Below are 13,207 nucleotides of genomic sequence, written 5' to 3'. Positions count from 1 at the left end.
ATAGTTACATACATTTATTTGCTTACAAGCTCGTTAACTAGCTTTAATAGAGTAGGTCCTCCAAGCGGACTGTATGCTTGCGGCGGAATAACCTGACAAGGAACTCCAGCTTCATCAGCAGACTGCTTAAATGTATCAAAACGATGTCTCACTTGAGGTGCTACCATTGAAACATCCCATCCGTTACGAACCTCTGCATCAAACTCTTGAGTGCCTACTGCTAGAACTTCTAAATCAATATTATGTTTTTTACCTTCATTTTTTAAAGCGTTTACAACAATTGCACTGGACATTCCACCTGCACATACAAACAATACTTTCATTCTTAATTCCTCCCCAATACTTTTATCAGAATTGTTAAAACCCTGAGATTTTCATGATAAATCTAGCAATAACTTTACTCTTTCTTAACTCTTTGTAGCGAAGCTTATCTTAAAACGTTAACTAGATGCTTTCTATGCTGTAATGTGGAATCAACCCCTATCATTCACCTCCACCAAATGATGTAGCAACAGGCATCGCTAGTTCAAAGAGATATTGCTAACTTTTATCTTTAATTGAAAATATATCATTTTTAAAATTAATTATCAATGTATTTTATATTTTTTAAAAATAAATTTTAATTAGTCTATCAATCTAGTAACTTGTAAAGTATAATATCTATTGAAAACGCTAACAACTTTATAGGAATGAGGTTATAAGATGATTAAGAAGAAAAAATTTAGAAGTTTATTAATCGCGTCAGTTATAGGTAGTTCCGTGTTATTACCATCTGCTACGATTGGATACGCAGATACAATACCATCTCAAGGGGCAGATCAATCTAAATATGTAAAACACGAACTAAGAGCAGCATGGATGGCTAGCGTATTAAATATTGATTGGCCATCAAAACCTGGTTTATCAATCCCTCAACAAAAAGCTGAGTTCATTCAATACTTAGATGAACAAAAACAGATGGGGATGAATGCGGTTGTTATGCAAATAAAACCGACTGCCGATGCGTTTTACCCCTCTAAATACGGATTATGGTCCGAATACTTAACAGGAACGCAAGGGAAAGACCCTGGATATGATCCTTTAGCATTTATGGTTGAAGAAGCTCACAAGCGAAACATGGAATTTCACGCATGGTTTAACCCTTATCGAATCACAATGTCTCTTGGAAAAGAAGCTAACCTCTCAGACCTTCAAAAACTGCCTGAAAACCACCCTGCTCGTCAGCACCCTGAATGGGTAGTTCCTTATGGACAGCAGCTATATTTTAACCCTGGAGTACCAGAAGTACAGAAATTTGTCATTGATGGAATCATGGAAGTCGTAAAAAACTATGACATCGATGCCGTTCATATGGATGACTACTTTTACCCATACAAAATTGCTGGAAAAGAGTTTCCTGATCAAAACACCTATGAACAATACGGAAAAAATAAATTTAGTAATATAGCAGACTGGCGTCGTGATAATGTTAACAATCTCGTAAAAGATATCAACGAAGCAATAAAAGCTGAAAAGTCCTATGTGAAGTTCGGTATTAGCCCATTTGGAGTGTGGAGAAATAAAAACGTAGATCCTACAGGCTCAGATACAGCTGCGGGACAAACAAATTATGATGATTTGTACGCAGATACGCGAACGTGGATTAACAATGGAGATATTGACTACATTGCTCCTCAATTATACTGGAACATCGGACTTCCTGTAGCGGATTATGCTAAGCTCTTAGACTGGTGGTCAAAAGAAGTAGAAGGCAAAGATGTTCAGCTCTATATTGGACAAGCTACTTATAAAATTAATACAGAATCAAATGGTGTTCAAAATTGGTTTAATCCAGAAGAAATGCCAAACCAAATTAAACTTAATCGTACGTACGAAGCTTTTAAAGGAAGCATGCATTTTAGTGCGAAAGACTTAAGAAAAAATCCACTTGGCGTTGCGGATCGCCTTTCCAATGAACTTTATAAACAGCCAGCGATTGTTCCCTCTATGCCATGGATTGACGATACGCCACCAGAATCACCAAAAGCAATTAATGTAAAGCAAAAACAAGAAGGCATTGAATTTAAAGTAAAAGAATCTAAGCACGATGACGCATCTTATTATGCAATTTATCGTTTTGATGGCAAAAAAGCCGGCGACATTAATGACTCTAATAACCTCTTAGATACCGTACGGTTAGAGCACTCCGATCAAACTTACCTTGACAAAACTGCTGTCAAAGGACAGGAGTATACATATGTAATCACAGCACTAGATCGTACTCATAATGAAAGCTCTCCATCAAGACCAATACCTGTACGAGCAAAATAATCAGTAAAAACAAAAAGCTGTTAAACGTAACAGCTTTTTGCTTTTTATAAATAACTCGCTACCAATGCGACAAAACCTCAAAATGCAAAGCTCGCAATTAGCTCTCCTTTATACTAATCTCCATGCATAGTGTAAATTCTTTCAGTAAAAAAACTATCCTAATATACATATCTAGCAATAGATATTCAGAACAATCGACAAATTCATTTAAAATACTACTTTTTCTTCAGTACAAACAATTACAAGCGCTCACCCTCTCCAAGTTTAGTTATTACAGTTATTCCAATAGTTTACGATACAAAATAGGTATTTCAAGAAGTAATTCCTTTATTTATGGATTGGTTTCGTTTAGTGATTCGTTCTATGCATGTGAATCCCGAAAATTATTTTACATTCTTTTACAAGTGAATTTTTTTACTAATTACTATTCATATCATTAAAATTTAAACATTTATTACTACCTTTTCACATAATTTAAGTGTAGGATTAAAAACAATCCTGTTCATTCGAAACACCTTGAGGAGGAATATATGAAAAATCTAGGAATTGTACGAAAAGTAGATGAATTAGGTCGCGTTGTCATTCCAGTTGAAATGAGAAGAGTTTTAGGAATCAATATAAAAGATCCTCTGGAAATTTTCGTGAAAGACGGAGAGATTACATTAAAAAGGTTTGAACAGGATAATAGATGTCTCGTAACCGGAGAAGTAACGCCACAAAATAAGCGTTATGCAGAAGGTCTCATTTTAAGCCCTGTAGGTGCAAAGCTTTTATTTAATCAAATAAGAGAAGATTGGGATATTTAAAGAACAAACGGCTTTTGTTTTTTAAAATCATCAATAAAATAAATAGAATTAAATACCCCCTCTTGTAAAAGCACTCATATTGAGTGCCGTTTTTTGGAATATAATATTCATTTTAAATGCATCTTTTTAGTGAAAATTGCTCCATTGTATATTTGGAAACTATTCGCCTTCTTCCCCTGCTTTCTTCCAACCTTGCAACAGCTCTTCAACTCGCGTTAACACCTCTTTTTTTAACGTACATTCTGTCAACTTTAAATAATTATCACCGTATAAAAAGTCATCAATTAAATCACTAACCTCTACAAATGATGCTAGTTGTTTTGGAGAATCTAACTCATATATGATGAGGGTAGACAAATCATATACCTTGTTGAAAAGATCATCTGGCTGATTCATTAGTTCTTCAAGCCTTTTATATACGACATATGTGGTGCATTCTTGTTCAGTTGGTACTTTTAGTTCAAGCTCTTCCACAGCTCTTCGAAAATAGTGTTCCGCTTCAAAAATATTATAAGGTTTTTGAAGCGCCGCCAGAATATATAAAGATGGAGATTCACAGTCACTCTCTATCATAGAAAAAGCCCATGGCAAATAATGATCAGCAACGCTTACATTATTTTGATAAATATGATAGTGTAACTCTAGCATGTTCATACTACTTTCTCTCCTATATCTTCAGCCAGTCGTAGCAAATAACCGTCTGGATCCATAACTAAAAACTCTTGTTGTCCATAAAGTTTATCGTCAACCCGATACCAGCTTTCTGTAAGTTCATACTTAATAGGATAAGCGTGAGCTTTTAACCGCCTGTAGATAACCTCAACATCCTCCACCATAATTTGAAAATTAATACCACGTCCATATGGATAAGCTAACTCACCTGTGCTCCAATATCCGTTTACCTGTTCAATCATAATTTCACATCCACCTAAGATCAACATGGCAAACTTGTCCTCTTTTCGTTCATATTTTACCTTGAATGTTAATAAGTTGATGTAAAAGTCCAAGCTTTTCTCTATATTTGAAACTGATAGCTCGGGTGTTAGTGTAGGTCCTGTAAACATATGCTGGTTTCCTTTCATTGAGAGCTACTTTTAATTATGCAAAAGCGTCCCACTCGGTTTTTAAAATGCCCATTTTCACTGCGTCGTAATATTTTCCATCTACCATTCTAGCATCTCGAATTCTCGCTTCTTCTTTCATTCCAATTTTATTGGCGACCTTGAGCATTCGATAATTTCCAGACCAAGTTGACATACCTAAACGGTGCAAATTTGTATTCTCGAATAAAAAATCAATCCAAACTCGATAAGCATCCGTTCCATATCCACCACTCCAATAGTCAGAATTATAAATAACGATTCCCGTTTCTACCCAGTTAGTATTCTGGTCAACCCAATAGGCCCCTACCGTTCCAATAAATTGACAGTCTCCTTTAATAGCTAACTCTCTCGGAACGCCTGGTAATAGCTCATTTACTTGAGCCCCTAGCTGTTTAAACTCTTCTTTTGACTTCCAAGCTTCCGGAATATACGGCCCGTTCCATTTTTTAGCTTCTTTTTGCTCTTCTTCGAATTTCCAATAATAATATTCGTCTAAATCGCTATCACTTAGCTCAGTTAGTACGGTTTTTTCTCCAAAAACTTGAATCATCTCTACGTAACAACCTCCTCCATATACTCATTTTTATAACTTTTACCATATCCTAAGCTAGTTGGTATCAAAATACACTTATAGAGCTGCGTAGTAATAACCTAACTACTCGCATAGGTCCATTCAAAACAAAAAGGGTCCTCACTTCCATAGTTTAAGGTATTTCTTTTGATACTTTACATCAGTTTCTGCTTCTATTAGATTTAGTGCTTGCTGCTTTAACTTCTCATCATTTGTTTCATCATATAGATTTCGTAAGCTTTGAAGGACGTCATAACGAATAAGAGTAGCATTTTTTTCGTCTTTGCATGTATGAAAGCGATTAACTAAATGATGTAGAACTAACATCTTTTGTTGGTCTCCTGCTAAGCCTACTTTCCAGATTGCCTGTAGAGCGTGACGCGCCGTGACAAATTTTTCATCCTTGGTTACGTTCCACAAGGAAACAAAATCAGTCAGTATTCGTTTTTCTTGATCGCTTTTTGCAAGACCTGCAAGAATTTGAGCACCTCTTGCTCTTTTATGGTTATCAGCATCTCCTAACCAGCTTACTAACTCATCCCACACTTCATAGGCCCAATCCACCTGTTCAGAAGTTGCGTTTATAATTTTTTGAAAAGCTTCATACTGAAGTTGTTTATCAGTTGCTTCTAAGTTTTTGAAATAGCTTCTAATAGACTCGTTCATTGGTTCCTCCATTGATACTATTTAATTTTATATCCTTCATATATTTTACCATATGAAATTTTCCGCCTTCTACTTATACATAAAAAAATCTCCTTTTAACCAAACTAAAGTTTAGGAAGAAATAGGAAAGGATGAGAAGATGAATTTTATATGGCAGTCGCTTATTTTAATCCTAGCGGGCATCTTTTTACTGAGGATAGCCGGCAGGAAATCAATTGCTCAAATGACATTAGCTCAAACCGTTGTAATGATTTCATTAGGGACAATTATCGTTCAGCCTATTGTAGAAAAAAGCATGTTTAAAGCAATTGTAGGAGCTGGTGTTTTTGTACTAGCTATTTTAGTTTTAGAATACGTACAGGTGAAATCCAATGCATTAGAAAAGTTTATTACCGGCAAATCAAAAGTTGTAATTGAAAATGGACAGCTTGATATTAAACAGTTAAAAAAACTACGTTTAACCGTTGATCAATTAGAGATGCGACTTCGCAATCAAGGCGTGGCAAAGCTAGAGCACGTAAAATCTGCCACGATTGAACCCAATGGACAACTTGGCTATGAGTTAAAACAACTAGAAAAACCATTAACAATTGGAGAATTTAAAAACTTAATGAATCTTTATTTTCCTCACTTAGCCCAGCAGTTAGAGAACAAGCCACCTAGTGACAAAGGAACTCAACAGGATCTTTTTCAGGAGATTAACCATCCAAAAACGGATACGCCTCGTTATTTACAATGAACTCTCATAGAAAATGCACCTCAGCTAAAATTCTGAAGTGCATTTTTATGCTTATTAGCGCTTTACAACCGTTACATACGAAAGTTTACTCACATTTCCAGCTACATCTTTTGCCGTTACGTTTAGAAGAGTTCCTTTTTTCTGTGCCGCAATTTTTACTGAATACACGCCTTTAGAGTTCGCTTTTGCATACCCCAATCTGTTTTTACCAACATTCACCGTTACCGTTGAATTTGCTTCCGCTTTACCCGTCACTACTTTATCAGTTTCTTTTACTTTATTAACCGTTGGTTTTGCGGGTGGCGTCACATCAGCTTTTACAACTTTGACATAGGATAAGCTGCTCACGTTTCCAGCTGCGTCTTTTGCCGTTACGTTTAGCGTTGTTCCTGCTTTTTGAACAGGAATACTAACAGAAAATGATCCGTTTGAGCTGGCTTTTACATAGCCAATTCGATTTTTACCAACGTTTACCGTTACCGTTGAGTTTGCTTCTGCTTTTCCTGTAATGACCTTATCGTTATCATCAACTTGATTAACGATTGGCTTCGCAGGTGGGGTCACGTCAACGCTTGCTACTTTTACATATGCTAAACTGCTCACGTTTCCAGCTGCGTCTTTTGCCGTTACGTTTAACGTTGTTCCGACTTTTTGTGATGGAATTGCAACGGAGAACGTTCCGCTCGCATTTGCTTTCGCATAGCCAATTCGATTTTTACCAACATTCACCGTTACTGTTGAGTTTGCTTCTGCTTTTCCAGTGATTACTTTATCATTGTTCGTAACTTGATTCACTACAGGCTTTGCTGGAGCAACATTATCAAAAAACGCGGCTGACAAAATATAAATATCTTCTTCCGTATTATCATCAAGGTCATCAATATTATCAAAGTCAATGACTGGAACATAATAAGTACCAGCTTTGCTTACTTGATAAACCTGCGTTTCAATTTCTTCGTCAAACTCGCTTCCTAAGTAGCTTACATTATTATCTTTATAATCTTTTTCCGTAACCGTAAAGCCTAATTCAATTGCAGGTGAAGAAGCCCCCCCTGCTATAATAAATGCGCCAGCTGTAGGAACATTCACTTTATACATGTCCAAATCGTAAAGGGGTAAAAGCTGTCCGATTAATGTGTTACCATAAGACATTGTATTTGCTGTATGAAAATCATCATTTGGCTCTGATTCAAAAACAATTTCTTCATTGTCAAAACTTGCACTTGATCGCTGAAGGCTTTTTGCTGATCTATTCGAAAATGGTACTGGCATATTTAACGACTTCAAAACATCTGACTTTACTGCGTTCATCACGTCTGGCTTCACAATGTTTTTTTCTAGTTTTTTGCTCGCTTCTGCTTGCTCTTCGATTGCTTTTTTTGATACATCGTAATTATTCTCTTGTGCGTAACCTGTCCCCATTGATAACGAAGAAACCAATAATCCTGCAGTTAATGCTGTAACAACCTTCTTCTTACTCATCAAAAATCCCCCTAAACCCTATTTGGTTACTTTTTACTCACGACTATAATACTACTATTTTTCTAATAAAACTATTAATTTCTACATCTATTTTTCGACAAAATCCTACCTTAATTTATGTAAAAGCTTTTTAATGATAAGAATATTAAATATACAATGATTTACAATTTTGTAATCTAGTACTAACATTTAATAATATAACCTAGTCATAGAGAAAGGTGTTTTAAAATGAATTCTTCAGCACGTATTACCGCTATTGGGACCTATGTTCCTGAAAATAAACTAACTAATGACCAACTTGAACAACTTGTTGATACTAGCGATGAATGGATTGTACAAAGGACAGGTATGAAAGAAAGAAGAATTGCAAGCAGTGAGGAGTACTCTTCTCATCTAGCGTTTAAAGCAATTGAAAACTTAGTAGCAAGCTATCACAAAAATATCCATGACGTCGACTGTATTATCGTTGCCACTACGACACCTGACTATGCCTTTCCGAGCGTAGCTTGTCAAATTCAAGATTACTTTGAGATTAATAGTGCAGGAACATTCGATTTTAACGCAACGTGCGCTGGCTTTACTTACGGATTACATATCGCTAATAGCTTTATCACATCTGGATTACACCAAAAAGTCTTAGTCGTTACAGCAGAGACGCTATCAAAAGTAACGGATTATAAAGACCGCTCTACCTGCATCTTATTTGGCGACGGAGCAGCAGCTGTATTAGTTGAACAAGATTTTGAAAGTCCAAGCTTTATAGTAACTCATATGGGATCAAAGGGCAGCGGTGGTAAGCATGTGTATCGAACAAACTTATCTGTAACGATGAACGGAGAACAGCTTAAAACCCCTGGGAAAATGGTTCAAAATGGACGTGAAGTGTATAAATGGGCTACCAGAACCGTTCCAGCAGGTATTGATTCGCTTTTACAACAAACCAATCTTCAAAAAGAAAACATTGATTGGTTCGTCCCGCACAGCGCAAACTTGCGTATGATTGAATCCATTTGTGAAAAAGCTGAATTCCCCCGCGAAAAACTATTAACAAGCGTCGAGTATTACGGCAATACATCAGCTGTTTCCATTCCTCTCGCTTTACAGCTTGCCTTAAAAGAGGGTAAGTTGCAGAAAAATCATCTTGTACTTCTGTATGGGTTTGGAGGAGGACTAACTCATGCAGGTCATATCATTAGATGGAGCCTCGATGAACGTTAAACCTTTTTTTCATATTGTTTATGGAAGGAGTTAAGGACGATATCTACGAATAAAGAATCAAAGTTAGACAAATGGCGTGCTAAATACGGAACAATAACTATCGGATGCAGCAGCTTAGTAACTACCTATTCGAACTGGGGCAGCAACTGGTTTTGGACGATTCTTGGCGTAATTGTAGGGCTAACATGCGTCACTATGGGCATTTTCGACCTTAAAAAACACACAACGAAATACAAAAAAGCACAGCCATAAAAGCAGCTGTGTTTTCTATATATCTAGTGGACGCAAATTCGCCTCAATTTCTGCTCGACGCGGTTCTAAAAATGGTGGTAGAGCGAGCTTCTCTCCCATCGTTTCTTTTGGTTCGTCGGTTGCAAAGCCAGGCGTATCGGTTGAAAGTTCAAACAAAATGCCGTTTGGCTCTCTAAAGTAAATCGCTTTAAAATAGTAGCGTTCGACTTCGCCTGAATGAGGAATACGAGCCTGCTTTAAGCGCTCAAGCCAGTAGCGGTATTCTTGCTCATTTGGAATACGAAACGCAACGTGATGAACGCCACCTCTTCCTAGCCTTGCTTTTGGCACACCAGGTTCTTCTACAATATGTACTTCAGCTCCGCTTCCCCCTTCTCCTGTTGCATACACTTCCATTGAATCATAAGATCTTACATGACGAAAGCCCATAACGTTTGTTAAGATATCTGCTGTTAGCTTCGCTTCTGCAACTGTTAAGGTAACAGGGCCTAAGCCAATAATCGCATGATTCTCCTCAATATCTTCTCGCTTCCAAGGAACACCGGCACGTACACCTTTTTCTCCGTCATCTGCAACAAGCATGAGGCGTGTGCCTTCGTAATCACGAAACGCAAGTGCGTTGCGACCTGCTTGAGTTGTCAGCTCATCGTGATCGATTTGTAGCTCTTCAAAGCGCTGTTTCCAATAGTAAAGCGACTCCGTCGTGGGCACACGCAAGGATACGGTTGAAATATCTGTTGTTCCAGGATAGGTTCTACCAAGACCAGGAATATCAAAATAAGTGACTTCCGTTCCCGGTGTCCCTTCTGCATCTGCATAAAAAAGATGATAGGATTGCGGATTATCTTGATTAACCGTCTTTTTTACAAGACGCATCCCCAGTACATTGGTAAAGAAGTCATAATTTTTTTCGGCTTTTCCCGTTAAAATTGAAACGTGATGCAGACCTAGTAGTTCCATTACTTTCACGCCTTTCTATTCGTTCCATTACTGAACTGCTTCTAATTCTTTTTCTTTAATTAGTATACCCAACCTTGCATTGTAATTTTCTCCACCCTGTCCGTGGTGAATGTGACTATGGCAAATGGGACAAAGTGCCGCAACTTGATCCACTTTGTTTAACCCGCTGTCAGTTAAGTGGTTGATGTGGTGAATCTCTAAATACGGCATTCCTTTTTTATCTTTAAATGATGCTGGTGCTCCGCATGATTCACACTTTCCGTTCGCTCGCACTTTCACATAATGATTAAGGAGTGCTATCTTTTTCGTTAAGCTCTTTTCCTCATAGAACCGTTCTAATAACTCTTCTTTTACCGTTGAGTCAATGTTAACTGCGTTCGCTTTCTCTTCTAATATATGGTTGCGTTTTAGTTCAAACATAATCGCTTCCCGAAAGCTTCCGTCTGCATCCCACATCAACTCAAGCTGATGGTTTGCATACGTCATCTCGTCTAAAAACCCGACAATCCCAGGCTCTACGTACTGAAATAAATAGATGGTTTCGCCGTTCGCTGCGTGTTCCATCACGGCTTTATTTCCTTTAATTAGCTGCATCGTACCGCGCTGTCCTTCTCCAGTGTAAAAAAAGGTTGTTTGATCATCGTTCCACCCATGAGAAGTACCGTATTCTTCACCACTCATCTTTGTAAAAATAAAGATATATGGGTGCTCTTTTGGCGTTGAAATTTCACTTTGCTCCTGCCCTTTATAAAGATCATGAATTTGCTTGCGGCGATATCGCTTTCCTCGTACAAAAGCCTCACCAAACTGTAAATCTGTAATCACAATTGTGCCCCCTGATGTAGATCTCTTTTCTTAGTTTTAGTGTACCATAAAAAAGCACAACTTGAGGTTAGTTGTGCTTAAAAAGGTTTGTATAGTAAGAGTTATTGATCTTCCACTTCTACTAAAAAAACTCTATTATTAAAGCCGCCTTTCTCATCCGCTTTTTGCTGACGCACATGTTCCAACTGCTCAGGAGTTGCGCCATTTAACGCAGCAAGCGCATAAACAACTTCTAGTAAGTCCGCAAGCTCTTCTACAGCCTCGTGCTCCGTTTTCGCTTCTATATATTCGCCCCATTCTTCTTCAGCTTTTTTCTTTAATTCCTTTTTGTATTCATCAATAGTTAAGTTGCTTGTTGTATATCTCTTTCCACTTTGTTCGATAATCTGCGGAATATAATCACGGACTAGCTTATTATAAATAGGCATTGGATCGGCTCCTTTTCCCTTAATAATATGACTAATTATACTAAAGAGTGGAAATAAGTTGTAGTAAAGCGAATCGTCATAAATGGTATATTTTCTCTATTGTGCTATTGACGAAACAAACACACACGTTCTGTTATTAAAATATAACGAAAAAACTAAGCACCGTATATGCCTAGTTTTCCGCTACGTTATGAGAGTCGTTTTGAAATAAAAAAGGAAATTGTTGCTGCTAGCATTGCGACTACAAGCGGAAACATGTAGGCACTATCACCAAAGGTAACAGTACTTCCTAACGTTCCAACTTTTTCTCCCACCTCTGGATCGTACAGCATGGTTAGCAACATACCACTACCTACTTGAAATACAAGCATTAAGACGACAAAGCTAGCAATAAAGACTATGTAATTTTTCAATGAATATCGCCTCCCCTTTATTTCTATTACGAACGAACATTCAAAAAGGTTCATTTCGTGGAAAATAAAGTAATTTATTCTTCACTACTGTTCTTCAACAAGTTTTGAATATAAGAAGCATCTTCCACAGGAATTGTAGAATAGTCAACTTCATCCCACGTCTCACCCGTACGTTCCGCTATAACAGCTCCCTTATGGTTTAACCAAAGGCGAGATTCAACTAATAATGCTGATTGCTTCGGACTATTAAATGCTACGTAAAGATCCGGATTATTTATATCTACATTCGCGGTATCAATGCTTTCTCTGTGAGCGTAAATCATTGATAAGTTATCGACAGCAGCCTGATTTTCTAAGTCTGTAATGACCTTTTGGACTTCTGCTTCTCCGTTTTTCCCTTCACCAACCCAAATTTCCCGCGTGACTTGATCAGACGTCGACTTTCCAAATACATACCCTCCTAGAAAAATTAAAAGCGCACCTATTATAATCGCAAATGGCTTAAAATACCCTTTCATACAATAACCCCCTACAGTACTAATAAATTCAGTATATCATTATTTTTATAAGATTCGTTATTTTCTTCCTTTTAGCACTTTATAAGCTAAATAGGCTACAAAAATTCCGACTAGAATTGATAGCCCGAGCAAGTCCGGTAAAAATTTCAGCATCCAGATGCTGGCCATAACTGTCGAAACCGTTAAGTACTCAAGCCATTTTTCCCGGCTCAACTTTTTCTTGTTCGTTACAATTATGATGTATCCAATGGGCGGAGTAATAAAACAGATGATCATTAAACATTTATTTTGTAAGTACCAAGGCATCTTATTCAACAAAATCCCCCCTAACGTTTCCATAAAAAAACCTCTCTGAAACAGAGAGGTTTTAAACGATAGCAACAAACAAACTAAACACGACAATTGGAGCTACAAAAAAACCAAGTACGTGCTTCCAATGATATGGAGTCTTTTTTAATGCTAACAAGCGATCCACGATAAAGAAAAAAAGCAGCATTGGAATGAAAAAAAGTGATAAAACAAAGTGTAAAACACCCGTAATCCACCACTTGTACTTGCCTTCCCAACGATTTGTAATCGTTTGCGCAATTAGCTCTACCACAAAAGAGGTTAAAATAACGGCTGAGCCTACAATAAAAAAGTAGTACCCAAGTGCTAAAAAACTACCTTCTTTCTTAAACTCTCGAATAAAATTAAGGATAGTAAAGTCAGCTGGTTTATCCGCAGGCATGATCGCTGTTACAAACGCTAAAACACTGATGGCAACAATCATAATTAACCCTGCAATAAGCTTACGGCTAATTAAATAGCCCATCGACTTTACAGATGAGGTTTCATTCATATATTCGTTCCTTCCTTATGTATCTTCTCTACTTTTAGTAAGTAGCAACAATAATTCACTAAAAGTGTATGAAAC

17 protein-coding genes are annotated in these 13,207 nt (G+C 37.3%); 4 read left to right on the top strand and 13 right to left on the bottom strand.

Annotated features, from left to right (window positions below):
- Nucleotides 1–14 precede the first annotated feature (14 nt).
- Nucleotides 15–323 carry a PTS sugar transporter subunit IIB gene (locus V2145_RS07900; RefSeq protein WP_094910256.1) on the bottom strand — a complete coding sequence of 103 codons (309 nt, stop codon included), beginning with the start codon at nucleotides 321–323 and terminating at the stop codon, nucleotides 15–17.
- Between the two features lie 379 nt (nucleotides 324–702).
- Here V2145_RS07900 and V2145_RS07895 point away from each other — a divergent pair, with 379 nt between their 5' ends.
- Together V2145_RS07895 and V2145_RS07890 are read left to right on the top strand one after the other, a co-directional pair.
- The gene (locus tag V2145_RS07895; RefSeq protein WP_330987502.1) at nucleotides 703–2,310 is read left to right on the top strand and encodes a glycoside hydrolase family 10 protein; all 1,608 of its coding nucleotides are present in this window, start codon (nucleotides 703–705) and stop codon (nucleotides 2,308–2,310) included.
- A 530-nt stretch (nucleotides 2,311–2,840) separates the two neighbouring features.
- Nucleotides 2,841–3,116 (top strand): AbrB/MazE/SpoVT family DNA-binding domain-containing protein, encoded by a 276-nt coding sequence (locus V2145_RS07890; protein ID WP_094910258.1) that lies wholly within the window; start codon nucleotides 2,841–2,843, stop codon nucleotides 3,114–3,116.
- Nucleotides 3,117–3,275: 159 nt separating this feature from the next.
- Here the strand turns inward: V2145_RS07890 and V2145_RS07885 are convergent, their stop codons facing one another.
- The 4 genes from V2145_RS07885 to V2145_RS07870 form a co-directional block, all read right to left on the bottom strand.
- Nucleotides 3,276–3,770, bottom strand: coding sequence for a hypothetical protein (locus V2145_RS07885; protein WP_330987501.1), 495 nt, complete (start codon nucleotides 3,768–3,770; stop codon nucleotides 3,276–3,278).
- Nucleotides 3,767–4,180 (bottom strand): bleomycin resistance protein, encoded by a 414-nt coding sequence (locus tag V2145_RS07880; protein WP_210607919.1) that lies wholly within the window; start codon nucleotides 4,178–4,180, stop codon nucleotides 3,767–3,769. Before V2145_RS07880 ends, V2145_RS07885 begins: the two co-directional genes overlap by 4 nt.
- Nucleotides 4,181–4,214: 34 nt before the next feature.
- Nucleotides 4,215–4,769, bottom strand: a complete 555-nt coding sequence (locus V2145_RS07875; protein WP_311857848.1) for a GNAT family N-acetyltransferase — start codon at nucleotides 4,767–4,769, stop codon at nucleotides 4,215–4,217.
- Nucleotides 4,770–4,910: 141 nt separating this feature from the next.
- A complete protein-coding gene (locus tag V2145_RS07870; RefSeq protein ID WP_330987500.1) occupies nucleotides 4,911–5,456 on the bottom strand; it encodes a hypothetical protein in 546 nt (181 codons plus the stop codon).
- A 139-nt stretch (nucleotides 5,457–5,595) separates the two neighbouring features.
- Here V2145_RS07870 and V2145_RS07865 point away from each other — a divergent pair, with 139 nt between their 5' ends.
- Nucleotides 5,596–6,195 (top strand): DUF421 domain-containing protein, encoded by a 600-nt coding sequence (locus V2145_RS07865; protein WP_094910263.1) that lies wholly within the window; start codon nucleotides 5,596–5,598, stop codon nucleotides 6,193–6,195.
- Between the two features lie 54 nt (nucleotides 6,196–6,249).
- Here the strand turns inward: V2145_RS07865 and V2145_RS07860 are convergent, their stop codons facing one another.
- Nucleotides 6,250–7,677 carry an Ig-like domain-containing protein gene (locus V2145_RS07860; protein WP_330987499.1) on the bottom strand — a complete coding sequence of 476 codons (1,428 nt, stop codon included), beginning with the start codon at nucleotides 7,675–7,677 and terminating at the stop codon, nucleotides 6,250–6,252.
- Between the two features lie 228 nt (nucleotides 7,678–7,905).
- On the opposite strand from V2145_RS07860, the gene V2145_RS07855 reads away from it, so the two are divergent.
- Nucleotides 7,906–8,895, top strand: a complete 990-nt coding sequence (locus V2145_RS07855) for a ketoacyl-ACP synthase III (RefSeq protein WP_330987498.1) — start codon at nucleotides 7,906–7,908, stop codon at nucleotides 8,893–8,895.
- 267 nt (nucleotides 8,896–9,162) lie between these two features.
- Here V2145_RS07855 and V2145_RS07850 read toward each other — a convergent pair whose 3' ends face one another.
- From V2145_RS07850 to V2145_RS07820, 7 genes are all read right to left on the bottom strand, one after another.
- Nucleotides 9,163–10,107, bottom strand: a complete 945-nt coding sequence (locus V2145_RS07850) for a ring-cleaving dioxygenase (RefSeq protein ID WP_330987497.1) — start codon at nucleotides 10,105–10,107, stop codon at nucleotides 9,163–9,165.
- Between the two features lie 27 nt (nucleotides 10,108–10,134).
- Nucleotides 10,135–10,932, bottom strand: coding sequence for an HNH endonuclease signature motif containing protein (locus tag V2145_RS07845; RefSeq protein WP_330987496.1), 798 nt, complete (start codon nucleotides 10,930–10,932; stop codon nucleotides 10,135–10,137).
- A 101-nt stretch (nucleotides 10,933–11,033) separates the two neighbouring features.
- Entirely contained in the window at nucleotides 11,034–11,360 is a 327-nt protein-coding gene (locus tag V2145_RS07840; RefSeq protein WP_078989660.1) for a nucleoside triphosphate pyrophosphohydrolase, read from the bottom strand.
- A 188-nt stretch (nucleotides 11,361–11,548) separates the two neighbouring features.
- A complete protein-coding gene (locus V2145_RS07835) occupies nucleotides 11,549–11,773 on the bottom strand; it encodes a hypothetical protein (protein WP_094910264.1) in 225 nt (74 codons plus the stop codon).
- Nucleotides 11,774–11,847: 74 nt separating this feature from the next.
- On the bottom strand, nucleotides 11,848–12,291 hold the full coding sequence (locus V2145_RS07830; protein ID WP_094910265.1) for a hypothetical protein: 444 nt from the start codon (nucleotides 12,289–12,291) through the stop codon (nucleotides 11,848–11,850).
- 57 nt (nucleotides 12,292–12,348) lie between these two features.
- Nucleotides 12,349–12,630, bottom strand: a complete 282-nt coding sequence (locus V2145_RS07825; protein ID WP_256993276.1) for a hypothetical protein — start codon at nucleotides 12,628–12,630, stop codon at nucleotides 12,349–12,351.
- A 28-nt stretch (nucleotides 12,631–12,658) separates the two neighbouring features.
- Nucleotides 12,659–13,132 (bottom strand): hypothetical protein, encoded by a 474-nt coding sequence (locus V2145_RS07820; protein WP_094910267.1) that lies wholly within the window; start codon nucleotides 13,130–13,132, stop codon nucleotides 12,659–12,661.
- Nucleotides 13,133–13,207: the final 75 nt, after the last annotated feature.

Source organism: Priestia sp. GS2, assembly GCF_036409025.1.
Taxonomy (GTDB): domain Bacteria; phylum Bacillota; class Bacilli; order Bacillales; family Bacillaceae_H; genus Priestia; species Priestia aryabhattai_A.
Note: the sequence above shows the minus strand (reverse complement) of the source record. Positions and strands in the feature narration are given on the sequence as shown.

What these genes read in the sequence shown, in the direction of transcription:
- V2145_RS07900 (WP_094910256.1), bottom strand. Translation starts at nt 323, where the DNA reads ATGAAAGTATTGTTTGTATGTGCAGGTGGAATGTCCAGTGCAATTGTT.
- V2145_RS07895 (WP_330987502.1), top strand. Translation starts at nt 703, where the DNA reads ATGATTAAGAAGAAAAAATTTAGAAGTTTATTAATCGCGTCAGTTATA.
- V2145_RS07890 (WP_094910258.1), top strand. Translation starts at nt 2,841, where the DNA reads ATGAAAAATCTAGGAATTGTACGAAAAGTAGATGAATTAGGTCGCGTT.
- V2145_RS07885 (WP_330987501.1), bottom strand. Translation starts at nt 3,770, where the DNA reads ATGAACATGCTAGAGTTACACTATCATATTTATCAAAATAATGTAAGC.
- V2145_RS07880 (WP_210607919.1), bottom strand. Translation starts at nt 4,180, where the DNA reads ATGTTTACAGGACCTACACTAACACCCGAGCTATCAGTTTCAAATATA.
- V2145_RS07875 (WP_311857848.1), bottom strand. Translation starts at nt 4,769, where the DNA reads ATGATTCAAGTTTTTGGAGAAAAAACCGTACTAACTGAGCTAAGTGAT.
- V2145_RS07870 (WP_330987500.1), bottom strand. Translation starts at nt 5,456, where the DNA reads ATGAACGAGTCTATTAGAAGCTATTTCAAAAACTTAGAAGCAACTGAT.
- V2145_RS07865 (WP_094910263.1), top strand. Translation starts at nt 5,596, where the DNA reads ATGAATTTTATATGGCAGTCGCTTATTTTAATCCTAGCGGGCATCTTT.
- V2145_RS07860 (WP_330987499.1), bottom strand. Translation starts at nt 7,677, where the DNA reads ATGAGTAAGAAGAAGGTTGTTACAGCATTAACTGCAGGATTATTGGTT.
- V2145_RS07855 (WP_330987498.1), top strand. Translation starts at nt 7,906, where the DNA reads ATGAATTCTTCAGCACGTATTACCGCTATTGGGACCTATGTTCCTGAA.
- V2145_RS07850 (WP_330987497.1), bottom strand. Translation starts at nt 10,107, where the DNA reads ATGGAACTACTAGGTCTGCATCACGTTTCAATTTTAACGGGAAAAGCC.
- V2145_RS07840 (WP_078989660.1), bottom strand. Translation starts at nt 11,360, where the DNA reads ATGCCTATTTATAATAAGCTAGTCCGTGATTATATTCCGCAGATTATC.
- V2145_RS07830 (WP_094910265.1), bottom strand. Translation starts at nt 12,291, where the DNA reads ATGAAAGGGTATTTTAAGCCATTTGCGATTATAATAGGTGCGCTTTTA.
- V2145_RS07825 (WP_256993276.1), bottom strand. Translation starts at nt 12,630, where the DNA reads ATGGAAACGTTAGGGGGGATTTTGTTGAATAAGATGCCTTGGTACTTA.
- V2145_RS07820 (WP_094910267.1), bottom strand. Translation starts at nt 13,132, where the DNA reads ATGAATGAAACCTCATCTGTAAAGTCGATGGGCTATTTAATTAGCCGT.